The following is a 19,235-nucleotide window of genomic DNA, read 5'->3' as shown; positions in this document are numbered from 1 at the left end:
CCATCCGCAAAGGTATGGTGAATGTGGGCGTTCTCTCAACGGCGCATGCGTCCGGCAGGGCCATGCCGGGCGCGTCTGGGTCCGTCGGTCACTGAAGCGGGCAGACCTGCATGGTGCCGCAACAGGTCATGCCACGGCGCTTCGCGTCAGCCACGAATTGGGACAGCTCCTTCTTGCGGAGCTTCTCCTGTCGCAACACGCCAACGACGTCATCGCGATGCGGGCAGTTTCGCCTCAAGATTGCGTGCCCATCCCGGCGCCTGCGGCCGCACGGGCACGGACAACGGCCGTTTCGGAGACGGTCGCCCGTCTTTCTCAAAAGCGGATCAAGGGAGGCCAGAACCGAAGCGTCACCCTGCATGAAGGCTTCGTACGCGTCGACGAGGCCGGCCTTCTCGGCGTGATCCAGAGCCAGCTGATGATGCAAGCCGGCCTCGCCATGCGACAGGGCGTGTTGCTCGGGCCAAAGTCCGGTCCGGGCTGCCGTTCGCTGCATGCGCAGGAAATCTTCCAGCCGGTTCCACCATCCCGCGGCCGACTGCGGATCCGTCACGGTCGTGTGCTGGGGCAAACCGAGGCAGAACCAGCCACCACCCTCGATATGCCGCTCGAAGCAGCGAACGGGAAAGATCGTGCCCGGAGCGCGCTCACGCACCCGGACAGCCCCACCCACCTGCATCACCTCAAGCTCGACCCTCAACGCCGCCGTGGCGGCGTTAAGGGTGACGGTCGCCAAGCCGGTCATCCGGTGGATGGACGTGGCGTAAACCAGGAACCAGGCTGGCGCTTCCGCGACTGCCAGCCGAAAGGGGCTGTCAGCCGTTGCCATGGAAGCGGTGCTCCGGCTCCGGGCGCCGGATGGCCGGGGTCGCAGCCGCCAACCTCGACACGGCCGGTGCCGCCGGCGTCCCAAGCAGTGCATCGACGGCCTCGTAGTCGAGGTTGGAGGCCTTGCCAGTGCGGAAGATCTGCTTCACGCGGGAATGGGCGACTTCCTTGGCGGCCGGACCGAGGCTCGTCTCGATGCCCGAGCACTCCTGCTGCAGGGCCTCCGAGCCCGAAACCGCGCGGCTGGAGGCGCACCGGACGCTCCGGTCCCCTCGAATCCCGAGCCGCGTCACTGGCGTCGGTCCCAGTTCCAGCCCGATGGCGATGCCCAGGTCGGCGATGCCCGGGAGCATCGCCTGACACAGGTTGAACGACGAGCGGATGCCGCCCGCCATCCTGACAGCCGTCTCGACCGAGGCGGCCTTGTCGGTCTCGTAACGCGAGCCCTCGGCGACGATGCCGTGCACGCAGTCGCCGATGAAGCGAACCTTCCTGCCGTTGAAGTCATCCTTCACGACCGCGGCGAGCTCGCCTCGGATGACGTGAAGGTTCGCCACCATCGGCGCGATCTGATGCGAGGCGATGCAGCGGTCCACGTATGCGGTGAAGCCGTCCAGGTCGGCGAAGACCGACATCATGGGCATGCGCACCGAGTTGCTCGGCACCAAGAGGCCGAAATCGATGGTGCGGAGCGGGGGCTCGTGGTGGTGGAAGTGAAACACCGCCTCGGAGAGGTTCTCCATGAGCACTCGGTCCGTCTGCAACGCCCGGATGGCGGCGTCGACCTGAGCGCGGATGGGCTGGGTGTCCTGCATCCAGTATGGGCGCCCCAGCTTCTCGTTGAGGAACTGGATGCGGTCCCTCTCGGACAGGGCCATGGCGCGCTCCTGAAGCAGCGAGCCGGTGCGGTTCTGCCCGAGCACCGCGCGGGCGTTGTCGCTGAGGAAGATCCCCGGCATGTCGCCCGCCGCGATCTTGGCCGCGTAGTTCGCCGGCCGACCCAGGAAGAGGGGTTCCGGCTCGTGCTTCCTGCCGCTGCTGATGGCGACCGCCTTCCCGGTGTCGATGCCGATGCGCACGCGGGTGCTCAGCTTGGACTTGCCCAGGCGAGGAGCAGCCTCCTCAATGGTTTCCTTCAGCGCGTTCGCCATCGCGATGGCGCGGAGGATGCGCTGACGCTCGTCGCCGAGCGGCGTCACGACGACGGCGTGCAGGCGAGGGCCGTGGAAATCGACACGCTGCGCTTCGTAGTCAGCGACGATGCGGTCGGCCGCCGAGTAGTGCAGGTGGAGAAACTGCATGAGGCGCCGGCTGGCGGCCTCGGTCTCGCGTCCGTCCTCAAGCATCGCGTCGTGATAGTCGATGAGGTTCACGTAGACGTGGACGCCATCGACGAGGATGGCCTTCCGATCCGGCACGCTGAAGATCGGTGCCTCGTCCCGGCCTAGGAGTTTTCCGCGAGCCATCAGGTCGGCCCGTCGCCGGGTGAGGTAGCCCTGATCGAAATTCTCGACGACCACCGCCGCCTTCGGCACGGTGTTCATCAGGTTGGCGATGCGCGTGCGGCTGCGCGAGACGTCCCAGGCCATGGTCGGTCCTTCCTCAGTCGATGGAGAAGTGGGCGGGGTAGGCACGGTCATGCTTGGCCGGCATGGCGAACGGCTCGGTACTGAACCGCGCTCGGCAATCGGCATCGAGACGGCCGAAAATCCGGTCGCTGATGCGCACGGATCCGTTCGGCTGTCCTTCCTTCGGCTTGTACTGCTCGAACCGGCTCGCCGTGTTCACCGTCTCGCCGATGATGGTGTAGGCGCTCCGTCCCGCCGCACCGAAATCGCCGACGATCGCCTCGCCGAGATGCAGGCCGATGCGCAGGCCCATCGGTAGGCCGTTGTCCGCCGCGACCTGGCCGACATCCCGCACCGCCGCCAGGGCGGCGTTCGCGGCGGCATTCGCGGCCTTGGCCAAACGGTCCTCGTCCGGGCAGGGCCAGAACGCCATCAGGCCGTCACCGAGGAACTTGTCGACCTGGCCGCCGGCGGCGTTGATCGCGCGGACCTGCGGCTCGACCAGGAGTTCGAGCGCCGCCGCGGCCGCCGCGGGGTCGAGCCCCTCCGCATAGGCGGAGAACCCCGAGATGTCGCTGAACCAGACGACCATGCCCTTGTTGACCGGCTTGATCTTGGTCGCGGCCATCCGCATGGCGCCGAGAGCTGCCTGAACCCCGTCCGGGCAGACGAACCGCGAGACCATGCTCTCGATGTCCACGACCTCGCCGGTCAGCGCAGCCCGATGCACCACGGCTTCGTCGAGCTTGACGACGAGGGCGCCGCAGACGGCCTCTAGCCACATCGCCCTGCACTCGGGATCCAGGGCCTCCAGAACCGACCGGTCGATCCTCCACGCGGACGACCGCCGCAACGCGATGACGTCGGCTCCGCGCCGCGCCGGGCCGCCATCTGGGCGGGGCCTGAAGAAGGCCGCCTCGCCGATGATGTCGCCGGGTCCGCGGCCGGCGAGCCTGTGCGTCGAGCGGATGCAGAACTCCCCCGTCTCGATGATCCACACGCAATGGGCTTCCTCGCCGGCTCGGCACAGGACCTGGTCCTCCCCGCACGAGACCAGGTTGAACTCGGTCACCAGCGCGGCTGCCAGCCGCTCCGGATCGGGAAGGTAGCGGCGCAGAAACTGATGCACGCCGGTCTCTTTTTCGGGGGTGGGGGCCATGCCGAATCCTCAAACTACGCTATTCAGCTTATCGCGCGATGAGCTGAGGTCAATAGCGCCTGTTCGCGGCGTCCCCTTTCAAAACCGGCGCAGGCCTACGCCAGCACGCCCGGCTCCCGTACGCTCAGCGTATCAAGGTGCGGTCCGTCACCATGCTTCGACGGCCAGGGATGGGATGAAGTTCGACCGCTCGTCGGCGTGACCCCTTAGGTTGCAGACCACGCGCGTCAGCCCGATCGGATATCGGCCGCAACATGCACGGACCGTGAATCCAGAGGTCCGGCCCGCGGTCTAGGATCAGATTCGTCAGGTCAAAGGTGCAGCACCACGACAGGTCGGCGTACGGGGCCGAAAGGCTGGCCGGATGCAAGGCGTAAAGGGTCAGGGGCCAGGAGCCGCGACCGTTACATTCTGACATCGCTTCGCATGACCGTCGCGAAATTCGGCGTGTCAGATTCCTCCGCACTGGGTTTGGGTCGGCCGTTTCCTGCGGCGAGGCGGCCGCGGTTGGCCCCGGCCTCGTTACGTCATGATGCGGAGGGCCGACATGCGAACCGAACCCGTCATCGTCACAACTGGCGCATCGTCGTGAGCACGGCCGATACGGTTATGGACCACATCGAACGCCTAGCCCAGGTCAGCGCCTCCCGTGGAACCTGACGCGCCGCGTCTTCAGTCCCCAGCAGGGGGAAGGCGAGTCGCTCGTCCTCGGCTGGATGGAGGAAGCCGGCCTGTCGGTCCGGCGCGATCCCGCCGGCAACCTCATCGGTCGACTTGAAGGTTCGGTCCCCGGCGCCCCGGTGCTCGTCATCGGAGGTTACGTCGACACCGTTTCGGACGCCAGTCGCTATGACGGAACTCTGGGCGTGCTTATGGGTATCGCGGCCGTCGAACGTCTCGTCCGGTGCGGCTCGCCGTTGCGACATCTGGTCGAGGTCATCGGCTTCGTCAAAGACGCGGCAGGCCGGTTCGGCATACCTAGGCGCGGCAGCAGGGCCGCCACGGGCTGGTTCGATGCGGACATGCTGGACTTCAATGACGATTACGGCGTCACGCTGCGGCAAGCTATGGAAGCGCACGACCTGAGCCATGAGGGGCCCGTGGCCGCGAGGCGAATTGCGGGCGATGTCCTCGCCTATCTTGAAGTCGCGGCGGAAGCCGGCCCGTTGCTGGAGCGGTCGGGTTCACCGGTCGGGGTCGTTCCGGCCCTGACGGGTTCAAAGATCCTGCGGGTCACGCTGCAGGGACACTCCGTCCGAGCGGCTACGATCACGACGAAAGACCGGCGTGACGCTCTGGCCGGGACGGCGGATTGCATTCTTGAAGCGGAGTGCATCGGGTCGGCGCGGGAGGAGGTCGCGGTCACCGTCATGCGCCTCGACATCGAGCCCGTGCCGACTTGCGTGGTCACGGGTTCGGTGACGTTCGGGGTCCTGGTCGAATCATCCGACGATGCGGGGCGACGCGCTGCCGCGATGGAACTCGTTGGGGCGTTCAACGGGATAGCCGCGCGCCGCCGGTTGGAGATCGCAATCGATCACAGCGTCGATCCGGACGCTACCCGGTGCGAGCCGGGTATCGTCCGGCTCTTCGAGCGCGCCGTCGAGGCTTCCGGCCACCCCGTCACGCGGCTGGCGCAGGCCATGTCGACCGATGCGTCCAATATGGCCCACATCACACCGATCGGATCGTTGCTGATCCGGTGCCAGGGCGGCCTGGGCTGGTGGCCGGCTGGGACCGTGGACCCTGCCGACATCGAGGCCGGGCTGGAGGTGCTGACCTCCGTTATCGGGGACCTAGCCAACGGCTCGCACGCGCCGGAGCCTATAGTGCCCCGCGGTTACGACCACTCGACCTGACTGTCCGTACCTGAAAGCAGTTGACCTGCGTGGAAGAGGGCGCGCCGAAAAAGCGGGCGGTCTGTTATCGACCGAGGCCGTGTCAAAACGCATTGATCGTGGTCGCCAGCGCTGGTCGGCAGGATGATGACGGCGGCGCGGTCGACCGCTTCAGGCTCGAATGGCCTGGATGAGCCAGGGTGCGCCGAACAGGCGGATCATCCGCTTCATGTTGTAGGCGAGGATCGCGAGGCTCATCTCGGTTCTCACGCCTTTCAGGCCCTTCGTCAGGAAGGGCGTGCTGCCCATCCAGGCTTTCAGCGTTCCGAAGACATGCTCGACCGTGGCGCGTCGTACCGCCATGGCGTCAGGCATGGCGTCGAGCCGCCTCTGCATGGCTTCCAGCACCGCCTCGTGCTTCCAGCGCTTGAAGCGCTTGAACGTCTCGGTCGTGCAGCGCGCCCGCATCGCGCAGGCATAACAGGCGTCCAGGTTGCGATAATGATCGATGTCACCGTGTCGATCGGAGCGCGCGTTAGACTTCGTCAGCACAGCGCCGGCGGGACAGACGTAGTGATCGGCCGCCGCGTCGTAGACGAAGTCGGCGCGTACGAAGAGCCCCTTCTTGGCTCGACCCGACGTGTCGGCCCGCGGCATGGCCGGGGTAGCGTCCGCGAACGAGGTGTAATTTCCGGGTCCGTTCGGGTGGGGATTGGGGTGGCCATCGGGGCTGGCGGCTAAGGTGGAGTTTGCGGACTTCAACCCGAGCCGAGGTAACCCCGATGACCGACGACAGAGTGGCACTGATCGAGGCGCTGCAGAAGGCCGACGACGGCAACTTCCTGCGCTCGATCGCCGAGACGGTCCTGCAGATCCTGATGGAGGCCGACGTGGACGGGCTGATCGGGGCCGGGCGCTACGAGCGGTCGGGCGAGCGCAGCACCTACCGCAACGGCCATCGCGAGCGCAGCCTCGACACCCGGCTGGGCTCGCTCAACCTGAAGATCCCGAAGCTGCGCACCGGCAGCTACTTCCCCGGCTTCCTGGAGCCACGCAAGACGGTTGAGAAGGCGCTGGTGGCGGTAATCCAGGAAGCATGGATCGCCGGCGTCTCGACCAGGCGTGTGGACGATCTCGTTCAGGCCATGGGTTTGTCGGGCATCTCGAAGTCGTCGGTGTCCAAGCTCTGCAAGGACATCGACGAGCGCGTGAACGCCTTCCTGACGCGCCCGCTGTCGGGCGCGTGGCCGTATCTCTGGCTCGACGCCACCTACCTGAAGGTACGCGAGGGCGGGCGGATCGTCTCGGTGGCCGCCATAGTCGCCGTGGCGGTCGACACCGAGGGCCGGCGGGAGATCGTTGGCCTGCATATCGGCCCGTCGGAAGCGGAGGTGTTCTGGACCGATTTCCTGCGCAGCCTAGTCAAGCGCGGCCTCGCGGGCGTGCAGCTCGTCGTCTCCGACGCCCACGAGGGCCTGAAGGCCGCCATCCGGCGCGTGCTGAAGGCGACATGGCAAAGGTGCCGCGTTCATTGGACCCGGAACGCCCTGGCCTACGTGCCGCGGGCGCAGCAGACCATGGTGGCGGCCGGTCTGCGCAGCGCCTTCCAGCAGCCCGATCAGGACGCGGCCCGCGCCGCGCTCCAGCATCTGGCCGAGCAACTCCACAATCGCTGGCCGAAGCTGAAGGGCTTCATCGAAGGCACGAGCGACGATGTCCTGGCTTACCTCAGCTTCCCGATCCAGCATCGAACGAAGCTACATTCGACCAATCCGCTGGAGCGCCTCAACAAGGAGATCAAGCGCCGTGCCGACGTGGTCGGTATCTTCCCCAATACGGACTCGATCCAACGCTTGATTGGCGCGGTGCTGTTGGAGGCAAACGACGAGTGGCAGCTCCAGCATCGCTACATGCAGGTCGAGGGCATGGTCGGCCTCACGCCGGCACTGACCGACGACACCATCACCCTTCCACCGCAGGCCGCCTGACCGATGGCCGCTCCAATTCCACCCCAAAAGTCCACCTCATTGACGGACGCGACCATGGCCGGCAGGACGCCCGTGCCCTCGCAGGCCAGAACCTCGTCGCCGCTGTAGTAGCCGCGATCGGCCAGGATCGTGACCTCCTCCGCGCCGATGGCCTGCTTGGCCCGACCGCCCATTGGCAGGAGCTGGGATCGGTCATGGCCCTCGTTGACGACCTCATGGGCGACGACGAGATGATGCTCGGGATCGACCGCAATCTGGACGTTGTAGCCGACGATGCCGGTGCCGCGCCCGCTCGTCGCCATGGAGCGCGCGTCCGGGTCGGTCAGCGAGACCTGTCCGTCGTCTGCGGCCTCTACCTGCTCCTGCATCTCGCGCAGGAAGGCCATCTGGCGGCGTAGGGCGGCGATCTTCTCGCCGATCCGCTGCGTCCGTGCCTCGGGCACGTCGTTACCCTCCCGATCCGCCCGGTCAAGCGCCACGAGGTAGCGGGCGATGCTGGCATCCACCTGTTCCAGGCGCTTGGCGACCTTGGCCACGGTGTAGTTGCGGTCCCGGTTGTTGACCGCCTTGAACTTCGATCCGTCCACGGCGACGGTCGCCCCGGCGAAGAGCTGCAGATCCTGGCATAGCACCACGAACTGCCGGCAGGCCGCCTGGATCGCAGGCCCGTTGTCGCGCCTGAAGTTGGCGATCGTCTTGTGATCGGGAGCCAAGCGGCCGGTCAGCCACATCACCTCGATGTTGCGCTGGGCCTCCCGCTCGAGCCGCCGGCTCGACGGCACCCGGTTGAGATAGCCGTAGAGGTAGAGCTTCAGAAGCGTGGCCGGATCATACGCAGGCCGCCCCGTCGCTGCGGGCTCGAAGCGCGTGAAGCCGAGGGCGCCCAGATCGAGTTCGTCGATGAAGACCTCGACCACGCGAACCGGATTGTCCGCGGTGACATAGTCGTCCAGCGAACTGGGCAGCAACCAGGACTGCCGACGGTCCTGCCCTTCGACGAACCGACCCATGCTGGCCTCCGCAGATCAGGCCAAAAGTCTATCTCAGACCGGCCTTTTGACACAGCCTCGACCCAACTCAGTCACTCATGCGCGGCTGCCCGGATCCCGAAAGCAGACACATGTTTCGTTGCTACAATGGTGGCGATGCACCTTTGATCACCGCTTGGCCGGGCCAGACGGTATCCATAAGGCAGATGTCAAAGGGGTCACCTTCGCGACCGCGTGGTGCCCAATTTGCATCTCATACGGTTGGCACGTTTCGAGGCTCAACGAACTCGACTTGAGCGTGAGGGAGCAAACGCCACCAAGCGTCGGGCGCATGGAAGGCATTGTAGGCCAACCGCAGGACGATCTCCGGTTGACGATGTGACGGGTCGACCCCGCCACGGGCCTCGTTGCGGGCGAGGAGCGTCTCCCAGGAAAGGTCGAATACCTTCCGATCGACCGAGAGACCGTATCGCTCGATGACTTCAAGCTCGGCCTCGAACACCTCCCGGGTCAGGTGGGTGTCAGCCATCACCACGCTGAACCCAGCCGCCAGGGCGGCGTCCAGGGCGGCGACCTTCACGCCGTGGAGGAGCCAGCGGGCTCTCTCTTCCAAGCCCGTCCGTCGCACCTGCTAGTAGACCTGACGGTCCGGCGGCCAGAATGCCTGGCGGAGGTCGTCTAGGGTAAGGTGCACCCAGCCCTGCAGCGGATCGTACCGGCGCGCGTAGGTCGTCTTGCCCGCGCCGGGGCACCCGATCAGCCCTACCACCCTCTGCCGGCGCGGGTTCTCCTCATCGTCCATGAAGCATCAGATCAGGCATGGTGGGTGACATCCTCGTCCTCATCAATCTCGGGGTCGGCCTCGACGGTCTCGCCGCGCAGGTAGCGCGCCTGAACGTCGGCGACGCGGCGGGCGGCCTGGGCGTGACGGTTCGACACGAGGCTGTCCGGGCCGAGCTCCGCGCCGCGCTTGGCCGCGAGCAGGTCTGGGTCTCCCCAATGGTCGAGAAGAACCTGGAAGGCGTTGTGCCGGGCGACATCGAAGGCGATGCGCTGGCCCATCATGTCCTTGTAGGGGTGAGCCGGATGGATGCCGGCACAGGGGACCCAGCCCGCCGGGATCGGGGTGGTCGCCGCATGAGTGCGGCCCCCGCGCAGGAGTTTGGGCAGGACATGGGTGTGAGGGCCCTCCGGGCTGGTGCCGCCAGGTCCCGGGATCGGGGCGTAGACCTCGATGCGGCCGATCCGGGCGAGGAAGACCCGGTGGGGGCTAAGCGCGACGAGTTGGCGGCCGATGGGGCTCGCTGGGTCGAACAAGGGAAGCCCGACGCCGGATCGGAGGCAGGCGATGGCCTCCGGATCGCTCGTGCGGACGCAGGCATCGACCGCCAGGAGCCCGAGGCCGAGGTCGAACAGGATCGCGTCCCGGTCCCGTTCGCAGGCGGCGTCCCGGTCCGGGCCGAGCTCCGTCACCACGCCGCGCCGGTTCATCGAGCAGCTCGCCTCAGGCAGGCACAGGGCGACGGCGTGGTTCCAGCCTGACGTGACCGCGGTCTCGTAGGCCACCGGGCGCAGGTCGGAACCGGGAGCGAGCGCGATTGCGCCCCGCTCCGTCGACAGGCCCATGCGCCCGTCCGGCAACGGCGACGTGGCCTCGTCGGGATCGCGCATGAACTCGGCGATGGCCCCGAAGCTGCCGAGGCTCCAGGCGGTGCCGGGATCCGCCAACGCCTCGCGCAGCAGGGTCGTGACCGCGTCAGCCCGTGATGGTGACGTCATCGCCTTCCTCCGTCTGAGCCCCGGACCGCGCCCAGGGCAGGATGTATAGTGTTCCGTCGCAAGCCCAGCCCCGCTCGACCGTGACACCGAACGCCCTGGCAAGCAGAACGTCGGTCAGGGCTTCCTCCGGGGTACCGTCGGCGACGAGGCGGCCACCGGCCAGCACGACGATGCGGTCGCAGAACCGGGCCGCGAGCGTCAGGTCGTGCAGCACGGCGACGACACCGGTACCGTCCCGCGCGATGGCCCGGAGCAGCGCCATGGCGTCGAGCTGGTGCGCCGGGTCGAGGGCCGTGACCGGCTCGTCGACGAGAAGCCACGGCGCCTCGACCGCGAGCGCCCGGGCGAGCAGCGCCCGCATGCGCTCGCCCGAGGACAGGGTCGGCTCGGCTCGGTCGGCGAGGTGGAGGATGTCGGCGCGCGCCATCGCCCGTGCGACCGCGGCATCGTCGACTTCGGTGGGGGATGCGAAGGCCCGGCGGTGCGGCAGCCGGCCAAGCGCCACGATCTCGCGAACCGTCATCGGCCAGCCGACCCCGGCCCCCTGGAACAGGGCGGCGATGCGGCGGGCCCGTTCCTCGCGGGCCAAGCCGGACAACGGACGGCCGTCGAGGGTGACCCGGCCCTGCGTCGGCGCGATCAGCCCCGCTAGGACGCGGAGGAGCGTGGTCTTGCCGGCTCCGTTCGGGCCGACCAGCCCGATGAAACGACTGGGCTCCAGGATCAGATCGATGTCCGAGACGATGGTCCGTCCATCCAGCGTCACCTGGGCGTCGTGCAGGCCGAGGCTCATGCCCGCCTCCCGCGACCGCGCAGGAGCAGCACGATCAGGAACGGCGCCCCGACCAGCGCGGTCACCACGCCGAGCTTGAGTTCGGGTCGGGTGGCGAGCATGCGCACCCCGATATCCGCTGCGAGGACCAGGACCGCCCCCGCGAGGCCGCTCGGCAGCAGGCACGCACCGGGACGAGCACCGACGAGGGGTCGCATGAGGTGCGGCACGACGAGGCCGACGAAGCCGATGGCACCGGAAACCGCGACCCCGCTGCCGACGGCCAGGGCCGCACCGGTGACGAGACGCAGGCGCACGGAGACCAGACGGACCCCGAGGCTCGCGGCGGTGTCCTCGCCGAGCGTCAGGGCGTCGAGCGCGGAGCCGGTCGACAGCATGAGGGCCCAGCCGACAGCCATCAGCGGCAGGCATAGGAGCACGTGGTCCAGGCTGCGGTCGCTGAGCGAGCCCATGAGCCAGAACACGATCTCCAGGGCCGCGTAGGGGTTCGGCGACAAATTCAGCGCCAGCGCGGTCAAAGCCCCGGCCAGGCTCGACAGCCCGACTCCTGCGAGGATCAGCCCGAGGGTGCTGCTGCCGCGGGCGGCGAGCGCGTTCAGGAGGAGCGCGGCGACGCCGGCGCCCGCGATGCCGCCGAGCGGCAGGGCAAGGCTCATGGTGGCGGCGAAACCGCCGTAGAAGACGACGACCGCGCCGAGCGCCGCCGCGGAGGAGATGCCGAGGATGCCCGGGTCCGCGAGCGGGTTGCGCAGGTAGCCCTGCATCGCGGCGCCGGTCAGGCCGAGACTGAAGCCGACCAGGGCTCCAAGCAGGGCGCGCGGAACACGAAGCTCCCACAGGACCAGGGCCGGCAGCGTCGTGCGGCCGGCGATGAGGTCCGAGAAGGCGGCGGGCACGTCGAAGGGCGAGTAGCCGATGGCGATGGAGGCGAGCGTCAGCCCGACGACGGCAATGCCGAGGATAACGACGACGGCGCGCCTGGCCCGCGGCGTGCCGAGGCGCCGGGATACCGGCGGGCTGATCGCGGTGATGGGGGCCTTCATGGTCCGGGCGCCCGTTCGTTCGCAGCCTCGGCGAGCCGCGCCACGACCTCCGCGACCTGTGGCCCCGGACAGGTCCAGAGGCGGTTCGGGATGTCGACCGTCCGGTGCGCTCGCGCGAGCGCCTGGAAGACGGGATGGTGCAGCAGCGTGTCGGCGAGCGAGGGCGAACCAGGCGCGCCTTCATCGACCACGATCAGGTCAGGGTTCGCCAGCGCCGCGGCTTCGAGGGGCACCTGCCCGAAGCGGTCACGCCCGATCTCGGCCGAGACGTTAACGAGGCCGGCGGCGCGGATCAGCGCGTCCCCGAGCCCGCCAGGTGCGACCGTGAAGGCGTTCGGACGCATCACCAGGGCGCGCAGAGGCTGCCTGGCCGGTACGATGGCGGCTAGACGCGCATCGAGCGCCGCCACCATCGCCTCGCCCCGTTCGGGGTGACCAAGGGCTTCCGCGACCCGCCGGATCTGCGCCCGGACGCCGTCGAGGTCGGCCGGCACGCCGAGTTCGAGCACGGGGGCGCCGACGCGCTTCAACATGCCCACCGTCGTGCGGGTCGTGAAGGCACCGGCGATCACGAGGTCGGGCTTCAGGGCTACGACCTCCTCGGTCAGGCCCCGCGTCACAGGCAGCCCAACCGCCTCGGTCGCCACGGTCGACCCACGTGGATCTCGGGCGAGGTAGGTGACGGCCAGAACCTGGTCGCGATCCGCGAGCCGCAGGACGAGCTCGTCGGCGCACAGGTTCATCGAGACAACGCGTACCGGTCCTTCCGCCGCGCTCAGGGGCGCGGCGGACAGGAGTGCCATCATGGCGAGCACGAGGCGCCTCGGCATCCGCGACCTCAGAACGACGTCACGCGGACGCCGCCGAAGACGGCGAGCCCCGGCCCCTGGAAGCCGGTCGGGTTCTGGTAGCGCTGGTCGAACAGGTTATCGATCCGCCCGAACACCGTCAGGGTCTCGCTCCAGGCATAGTTGACCGACAGGTTCACCAGCGTGAAGCCGGGGGCCTTCAGGCGGGGTACGGAGAAGTCCCTGTTTCCGTCCACGAACGACCCCAGCACGATGAGCGTGCCGGTCATGGTCAAGCCCGGCATCAGGTTCCAGATCGCGGTCGCGCTGACCTTGTTGCGGGGCCGGCGCAGCAGCTCCTGGTGGACGATCTCGTCCTTCGTCACCGTGGTGGTCCAGTCGAGCCGCCCGCTCCAGAACTCGTTGAAGCGCAGGGCGACGAAGCTCTCGGTGCCGTAGGCAGTTGCACGGCCGACGTTCACGTTGGTGGAGAAGGTCGGGTAGTAGGCCGTCTGGATCAGGTTTTTGAAGTCGGTCTGATAGTAGGTTGCGCCCACGGTCATGAAGCCGTCGAACAGCGGCTGCTCGAAGCCGCCGTCGAATCCGAAGCTCTCCTCGGGCCGCAGGTTCGGGTTCCCGAAGAAGCGGAAGCCCGGATAGTCCTGATAGAGCTGGCTTAGGGTCGGCGGCTTGAAACCGGTGCCGACGCTGCCCTTCAGGCGGGTCCCAGTGACGGGCACGATGTAGCTCGGCGCCACCCGGTAAGTGGTCGCGCCGCCGAACTGGTCGTTCGCGTCGCGCCGGATGTTGGCGACCAGCGCGGCGCCCGCGAAGGGCATCGTCTGAAGCTCGGCGAAGCCGGCGGTGTTGCCGTTGGACCGGTCGATGCCGGTCGTCTCGAAGCGCTCATCCTCGCGCTGGGCACCGAACAGCACGAGGTTGCCGGGTGAGAATTGCCAGTCGCCGCGGTAATCGAACCGGGTTCGTTCACCGAGGTAGGTGGTGGGCGTCGGCGGCGCTAGCGGGTCGAGCGGGCCGGCGAACAGGCGGTCGAACTTGGAGTAGTTCGCGCCGAAGACATTGTGGAAGCCCGGCACCGGCGTCCACTCGGCCTCGCCCCTCATAATCAGTTGCTGCTGGTCGTTGAGGTTACGGTACGGCAGCGGCGCGTACGGGAAGCCGCCGTCGGCCTGATCTAGATACGCGCTATCGGAGAAGCGCAGGACGTAGTTGAGACGGAACTCGTCGGTGAGTTGCGCCCCGAGCTTGGTCGAGACCGTCTTGATGTCGGTGAAGGCGGTCCGCAACGGCACCCCGCGAGGCAGCAATTCGAACGGCGTGACCTGGACGGCGGATTGCCGGATGTGGCCGACCGAAACCGAGTAGTCGAAGATCCCCTCCGAGCCGGAGATGTTGCCGAACTGGTTGAACGTGCCGAACGAGCCGCCCTCGACCGTCGCCGTCGCCCGGGCCGGGCCCTCGCCGCGCTTGGTCACGACGGAGATGACGCCGCCGATGGCGTCGGCCCCGTAGAGGCCGCTCTGGGGCCCGCGCAGCACTTCGATCCGCGAGAGGTCGTAGGTCTGCAGCTGGCTGAAATCGAAGGAGCGGTTCGGGGTCGAGGGGTCGTTGACGTCGATGCCGTCGATCTGGACCTTCACGTGGTTCGAGTTGGTGCCGCGGACGAAGACCGAGGTCTGGCCGCCGGCGCCGCCGGTCTGCACGACGTTGAGGCCCGGCACCTGCTGCAGGGCATCCGGCACCGTCCGGCGCTGCTGCTCCTGAAGCAGGCGGTCGGTGAGGACGGTGACGCTAGAACCCGTGTTGGCGATCGGCGTAGGCACGCCGGTGGAAGAGACGGAGATCTCGGACAGCGAGACCGCGGCCTGCGTGCCTCCCTGAGCATCGGCGAAGGGCGCGGCGACCTGCTGCGCGCGGGCGGGAATGGAGACGAGCAGCGCGGATGCGGCGCAGGACAGCGCCAGGCTACGCCGAAGCGCGGTGGGAACGGGATAGGACACGGGACGGCCTCGGGGGACGGCTGTGGCACGTCACCGCGAACGAGGCCTCGGCAGTCGCGTCCGCAAGGGAACCACGACGCCGCGACACCTCCCAGGACACCCCGCCCGGCAAGCTCCGCGTGTGACCACGGCTGACGGCAGGTCTCCTGGCTCGCGGGTCGTCGCCCTCTCATCGTCTTCCCGGGCGAGGCCGCCCAGTGACGTCGTGATGAAGGACTCGCCGCTTACAGTTGCGGGGGCAGCCGCGGCATCGGCCGAGCCCTCACGGGCGTGGCCTCACCGCGTTCCCTTTTGATCCCCGAGGGGAACCGTCACGCTCAAGCTAGGCTGCGGTGTGTCTATCCGTCAACGTGTGGAAACAAGTTGTTCAGATTTGTGGCGTCCGGGACGGATCGACCGTTGTCCTGGTTGTTAGGCTTGAGCGGTCAGGGGGCATCTGCCGGTCTAACCTCGACACGGTCGAACCCACCGAGGCGATAGATAAGGAACGACAGGAGCCACGCCGCCGCGAATAGGCCCACGATGCCGAAGCCCATCACGCCGAAATGGTCGTTGATTGCGGCGACCCGCTGCCAGAACCAGCCCTGGAGGTTGAGTTTGCCCGCCAGGAGGTTCAGCGCCTCCAGCGTGCCGACCACCAGCGCGACCGCCACCGACACCAGGGTGATGGTGAGGTTGTAGAACAGCTTCCGCATCGGCTGGACATAGGCCCAGCTGTAGGCGCCGAGCATCAGCACGCCATCGGTCGCGTCGACCAGCGTCATCCCTGCTGTAAACAGCGCCGGGAAGACCAGGATCGTCCAGATGTCGGTGCCTTGGCTCGCCTGGGCGGCCGACAGTCCGAAGAGGCTCACCTCCGTGGCGGTGTCGAAGCCGAGCGCGAACAGCAGACCCAGCGGGTACATGTGCCATGAGCGCGTTACGAGGCGGAACAGCGGCCGGAGGATCCGGGCGAGAACGCCTTGGTTGGCGAGCAGCATGTCGAGGTCAGCCTCGACGTAGCGGCCGGTGCGCCTAACCTGTCGAAACGCGCGCCAGACGCCCACCAAGACAACGAGGTTCACGATGCCGATGATGATGAGGAAGGCGGCCGAGACGCCGGTGCCGATCAGGCCGCCGAGTTCCCGGTAGCCTTCCGAGGCCGTGATCAGGGTGGTCGAGGCCAGCGCAACCGCGGCCGCTGCCACCACCACGACGGTGGAGTGTCCGAGCGCGAACCAGAAGCCGACCGAGACCGGCCTCTGGCCCGCCTGCATCAGCTTGCGCGTGACATTGTCGATGGCGGCGATGTGGTCGGGATCGACCGCGTGACGCAGCCCGAAGACGTAGGCCAGCAGCGCGGTCGAGAGCAGGGCCGGCTGCCCCGCGAACAGGCCGTAGGCCCAGGACCACACCGCGATGTTGGCCGCGATCAGGACGAGGTAGAGCAGACCGATACGGCGCCGGACGACGCCGGGCGCCGTACCCTTCGATTGGACCATCCCTTTTTTCCATCCCCTATCCGTCCGACCTTGCCACGCCGCGGCGGCTTGGCGGGATCCCGTCGCCCGCCTGACCACCGTGTCGATGCATCTCCCGGCCAATGCTTGAGCGGCGCAGGAGCCTCTGCGCGTCCGCCGATGTCCAGATCACCCCGCCGCGCGGCTTTTGCACGGCGCGTCGCGTCAGTTCAGTCGCGACGGCCTGGGCGGAGCGCCCCTGGTCTCGCATGATGGCTTCCAGCAGGGGCATCATGCCGACGACGTAGCGATGCGCGCGAGCCATCGAGGCTCTGCGTCCGGCGTCACCGCTTCGTTTGGGTCGGGCGCCATCACCGACCGAAACCGGTGTTACGCGCTTCGCGGAGGCGTTCGCGATGTTGTCGGGTCGATGACGACGCATCAGAACCGCCCGGCGATGGTGAGGCGCACGGCCGTGGGCTCGACAGGGTGAAAGACGCGGTCGATTAGCCCCTCGGCCGGCTCGCCAGGCAGGCGGGATACGTAGGCGTAGGTGATCTGGTCGGACTTGCTGTTCGTCAGGTTCAGTACGTCCAACGAGACGCTGATGCCGTTCTCGAAGTTGTAGCCGACCCGGCCGTTAAGGAGCGCCGTCGGGCGCGAACGGATCGAGTTGTCCTCGATCAGCGGGCGCGGGCCGAAATAGCGGAACCGCAACGACCCGAACCAGCCGAGTGGCTCGCCGAAGATCACGCCCGCCGAAGCGATGGTCGTGGGGGCTTCCGGCACCCGGTTGCCGACCGGATCGTAGTCCGAGAACCGGGCGTTGGTAATCGTGAGATCGCCCTCCAGCGAGAGCCACGGCGTGACCGCATAGCGGTTTGTCCACTCGACGCCGAAGCGTCGGGTCGGACGGCTCGGCTCCGTCGTGCCGGTGTCGCCCTGGAACAGGTTCTCCGAGGCGAAGTCGAGCCGGAACAGCGCGACCGCCGTCTCCAGCCCGGCGATGGACCGGTTTCGTAGACCGATCTCGTAGCCCGTGGACGGCACGAGGAAGGGTGAGCGGGTCGTGTTGAAGAGGGACGACGTCGGATCGACGGTAGCGGTCACGCCGCGCACGTCGTTCGAGTGGAAGCCGCCGCCGTAGTTCACATACAGTTCGGTGTCGAACCACGGCCCGAGCACGAGGCCGAGCTTCGGGTTGACGATGGCGTCCCGCGCCTTGCCGGAATTGGCCGGCGTGTCCGAGACGACGCTGGCGTAGTAACCGTCGGCACGGAAGCCGACGCTGGTGCGTAGCCAATCAGTCCAGCGGACCCGGTTGTCGAAGTAGAAAGCTCCGCTCGTCTCCAGCACGCGGTCGTCGAGTACGCCGGAGCGGTACTGGCGGTTCGTCGTATTGAACAGGCCGACGCGGATCGAGTCCGTGCGGGTCTGGACGCCGATCTCGTTCTCCATGGGCAGGCCGAACAGGTCACCCTGGAAGATGTGCAGGGCCTCGCCGCCGCCGATGATGCGTTGGTCGAGCTGGTGGAACTGGTCGCCATTGACCGGGTCGTTCAGGAAGTAAGTGAAGTCGTTGAACAGGTTGAGCTGCGAGCGGATCACATAGGCCGAGGCCCGGGTGATGCCGGTGTCGTCCGTCGCGCTGAACTTGCCCGAGATCGAGAAGCGGGACGTGTCGCCCCCGTCGGTTGGGTTGATCGTGCCGTAGCGGCTGATCAGCCCCTCTGTGACGGCCCGCTCAGGGATCTGGTTGGTGGCCGTCCACTTCGCCGCGTAAGCCATGCCGGTGACGGAGAAGCCGTCCAGCGCCGTTCCCTGGCTGTAGCGGGCCACGCCGTTGATCTTGCGCAGGGCGTCCGGGACGACCCAAGGGCCGTTGTAGACCTGCGCCTCGCCGGCCAGGAGGAGGTTGCCCTCGCCGAGCGGGACGTTGGTTATCGAGAGCGCCCGCTTGTAGCCGAAGCTGCCGATGGAGGTCAGGGCGACGTTCTTCGGCGTGCTGTCGAGGTAATCGATGCGCACCGAGCCGGCCGAGGCGAAGTCGCCGTCGCGCACGAAGTACGGCCCCTTGTGGAACTCCACCGCGCCGACGAGTTCGGGGATCAGGAAGTTGATGTCGGCGTAGCCCTGGCCATGGGCGTGGGTGCGCATGTTGAGCGGCATGCCGTCCAGGAACAGGGCGATGTCGGTGCCGTGATCCAGGTTGAACCCGCGCAGGAAGAACTGGTTGGCTTTGCCCTCGCCGGAGTGCTGGGTGACGATCAGGCCCGGCACCGATTCCAGCACTTCGCCGGGGCGGGTGACCGGAAGGCTGTTGACCTGCGCGCCCGTGATGACGCCGGAACTGGCGGAAGCCACGGGCGTGCTGATGCCGCCGATGCCGGTCGTGCCGCCCACATAGCCCGCGCTCGCGGCCGGACCGATCTGCGGGGACGCGGCTGCGGCGGTCTCGGCGGTGACGGAGATCTCCTCCAGCGTCGTCTCGCCAATCGCCGCGCTCGGGGTGGATCGGTCCTGAGCCGACGCTGTGCATGCGAGCGCAGCGAGGCCTAGACCCGACAGGGTCGAAAGTATTCGGGTGGGTGGGCGACGGGACACGAGACCTCGGGCGACGGCAGTGGCACGTCACCGCGAATGAGATCTCCACGCCGGGCATCGGCCCGGCGCTTCGACACCCGTCAGGACACCCCGCCCGACGCGTTTCGCGTGTGACCACGGCTGACGGCAGGTCTCCTGGCTCGCGGGTCACTGCCCTCGCACCGTCTTCCCGGATGACGCGCATCCAGTGACGCGGTGGTGCTGAGCTCGCCGCTTACAGTTGCGGGGGCAGCCGCGGTTTCGGGTTGCCCCACACCGCGTTCCCTTTTGATCCCCGAGGGGAACCGTCGAGCAAAGCTTAGCATTCGGGCTCCGCCGACCGTCAAGGCTTAAGATCCAGTTTACGTTTGAACGTCGGTCTTCATCCCTGGGGTGTGTCAGAGTGGAGACGCAGGCAG

The 19,235-nt window shown here is 67.7% G+C and carries 14 protein-coding genes, 2 pseudogenes and 2 riboswitches; of the genes and pseudogenes, 2 read left to right on the top strand and 14 right to left on the bottom strand.

Features of this window, described 5'->3' with window-relative positions; all coding sequences use genetic code 11:
* Positions 1 to 88: 88 nt before the first annotated feature.
* From ACX9MN_RS12480 to ACX9MN_RS12470, 3 genes are read right to left on the bottom strand one after another with little or no spacing between them, the layout of a single operon-like run.
* Complete coding sequence (locus tag ACX9MN_RS12480; RefSeq protein WP_489724592.1) at positions 89 to 829, bottom strand: E2 domain-containing protein; 741 nt, start codon at positions 827 to 829, stop codon at positions 89 to 91.
* Positions 816 to 2,417 carry an adenylate/guanylate cyclase domain-containing protein gene (locus ACX9MN_RS12475; RefSeq protein WP_447686011.1) on the bottom strand — a complete coding sequence of 534 codons (1,602 nt, stop codon included), beginning with the start codon at positions 2,415 to 2,417 and terminating at the stop codon, positions 816 to 818. The genes ACX9MN_RS12480 and ACX9MN_RS12475 overlap by 14 nt, the downstream gene beginning before the upstream one ends.
* 13 nt (positions 2,418 to 2,430) lie before the next feature.
* On the bottom strand, positions 2,431 to 3,525 hold the full coding sequence (locus ACX9MN_RS12470; protein ID WP_489724591.1) for an adenylate/guanylate cyclase domain-containing protein: 1,095 nt from the start codon (positions 3,523 to 3,525) through the stop codon (positions 2,431 to 2,433).
* A 605-nt stretch (positions 3,526 to 4,130) separates the two neighbouring features.
* On the opposite strand from ACX9MN_RS12470, the gene ACX9MN_RS12465 reads away from it, so the two are divergent.
* On the top strand, positions 4,131 to 5,414 hold the full coding sequence (locus tag ACX9MN_RS12465; RefSeq protein WP_489725225.1) for a hydantoinase/carbamoylase family amidase: 1,284 nt from the start codon (positions 4,131 to 4,133) through the stop codon (positions 5,412 to 5,414).
* 150 nt (positions 5,415 to 5,564) lie between these two features.
* Here ACX9MN_RS12465 and ACX9MN_RS12460 read toward each other — a convergent pair.
* A pseudogene (locus tag ACX9MN_RS12460) lies at positions 5,565 to 6,041 on the bottom strand (transposase); the annotation flags it as partial.
* Positions 6,042 to 6,175: 134 nt separating this feature from the next.
* On the opposite strand from ACX9MN_RS12460, the gene ACX9MN_RS12455 reads away from it, so the two are divergent.
* Positions 6,176 to 7,381 (top strand): IS256 family transposase, encoded by a 1,206-nt coding sequence (locus tag ACX9MN_RS12455; RefSeq protein ID WP_489724183.1) that lies wholly within the window; start codon positions 6,176 to 6,178, stop codon positions 7,379 to 7,381.
* 65 nt (positions 7,382 to 7,446) lie between these two features.
* Here the strand turns inward: ACX9MN_RS12455 and ACX9MN_RS12450 are convergent.
* The 10 genes and pseudogenes from ACX9MN_RS12450 to ACX9MN_RS12405 form a co-directional block, all read right to left on the bottom strand.
* Positions 7,447 to 8,391 (bottom strand): annotated as a pseudogene (locus tag ACX9MN_RS12450) (IS1182 family transposase); the annotation flags it as partial.
* A 232-nt stretch (positions 8,392 to 8,623) separates the two neighbouring features.
* Positions 8,624 to 8,983, bottom strand: a complete 360-nt coding sequence (locus tag ACX9MN_RS12445) for a hypothetical protein (RefSeq protein ID WP_489724590.1) — start codon at positions 8,981 to 8,983, stop codon at positions 8,624 to 8,626.
* 18 nt (positions 8,984 to 9,001) lie between these two features.
* Entirely contained in the window at positions 9,002 to 9,172 is a 171-nt protein-coding gene (locus ACX9MN_RS12440; protein ID WP_489724589.1) for an AAA family ATPase, read from the bottom strand.
* An 11-nt stretch (positions 9,173 to 9,183) separates the two neighbouring features.
* Entirely contained in the window at positions 9,184 to 10,149 is a 966-nt protein-coding gene (locus ACX9MN_RS12435; RefSeq protein WP_489724588.1) for a DUF6925 family protein, read from the bottom strand.
* Positions 10,127 to 10,942: an ABC transporter ATP-binding protein gene (locus ACX9MN_RS12430; RefSeq protein ID WP_489724587.1), complete on the bottom strand. Its 816-nt coding sequence runs from the start codon at positions 10,940 to 10,942 to the stop codon at positions 10,127 to 10,129. The genes ACX9MN_RS12435 and ACX9MN_RS12430 overlap by 23 nt, the downstream gene beginning before the upstream one ends.
* Complete coding sequence (locus ACX9MN_RS12425; protein ID WP_489724586.1) at positions 10,939 to 11,985, bottom strand: FecCD family ABC transporter permease; 1,047 nt, start codon at positions 11,983 to 11,985, stop codon at positions 10,939 to 10,941. The genes ACX9MN_RS12430 and ACX9MN_RS12425 overlap by 4 nt, the downstream gene beginning before the upstream one ends.
* The gene (locus ACX9MN_RS12420; protein ID WP_489724585.1) at positions 11,982 to 12,815 is read right to left on the bottom strand and encodes an ABC transporter substrate-binding protein; all 834 of its coding nucleotides are present in this window, start codon (positions 12,813 to 12,815) and stop codon (positions 11,982 to 11,984) included. Before ACX9MN_RS12420 ends, ACX9MN_RS12425 begins: the two co-directional genes overlap by 4 nt.
* 8 nt (positions 12,816 to 12,823) lie before the next feature.
* Positions 12,824 to 14,794 carry a TonB-dependent receptor plug domain-containing protein gene (locus tag ACX9MN_RS12415; protein ID WP_489724584.1) on the bottom strand — a complete coding sequence of 657 codons (1,971 nt, stop codon included), beginning with the start codon at positions 14,792 to 14,794 and terminating at the stop codon, positions 12,824 to 12,826.
* 119 nt (positions 14,795 to 14,913) lie between these two features.
* Positions 14,914 to 15,122, bottom strand: a riboswitch (cobalamin riboswitch).
* A 97-nt stretch (positions 15,123 to 15,219) separates the two neighbouring features.
* Positions 15,220 to 16,275 carry a HoxN/HupN/NixA family nickel/cobalt transporter gene (locus tag ACX9MN_RS12410; protein WP_489724583.1) on the bottom strand — a complete coding sequence of 352 codons (1,056 nt, stop codon included), beginning with the start codon at positions 16,273 to 16,275 and terminating at the stop codon, positions 15,220 to 15,222.
* 399 nt (positions 16,276 to 16,674) lie between these two features.
* A complete protein-coding gene (locus ACX9MN_RS12405; protein WP_489724582.1) occupies positions 16,675 to 18,837 on the bottom strand; it encodes a TonB-dependent receptor in 2,163 nt (720 codons plus the stop codon).
* 108 nt (positions 18,838 to 18,945) lie between these two features.
* Positions 18,946 to 19,141, bottom strand: a riboswitch (cobalamin riboswitch).
* Between the last annotated feature and the right edge of the window lie 94 nt (positions 19,142 to 19,235).

The organism is Methylobacterium sp. 1A, from assembly GCF_058072805.1.
This window is presented reverse-complemented; position numbering and strand designations above follow the sequence as displayed.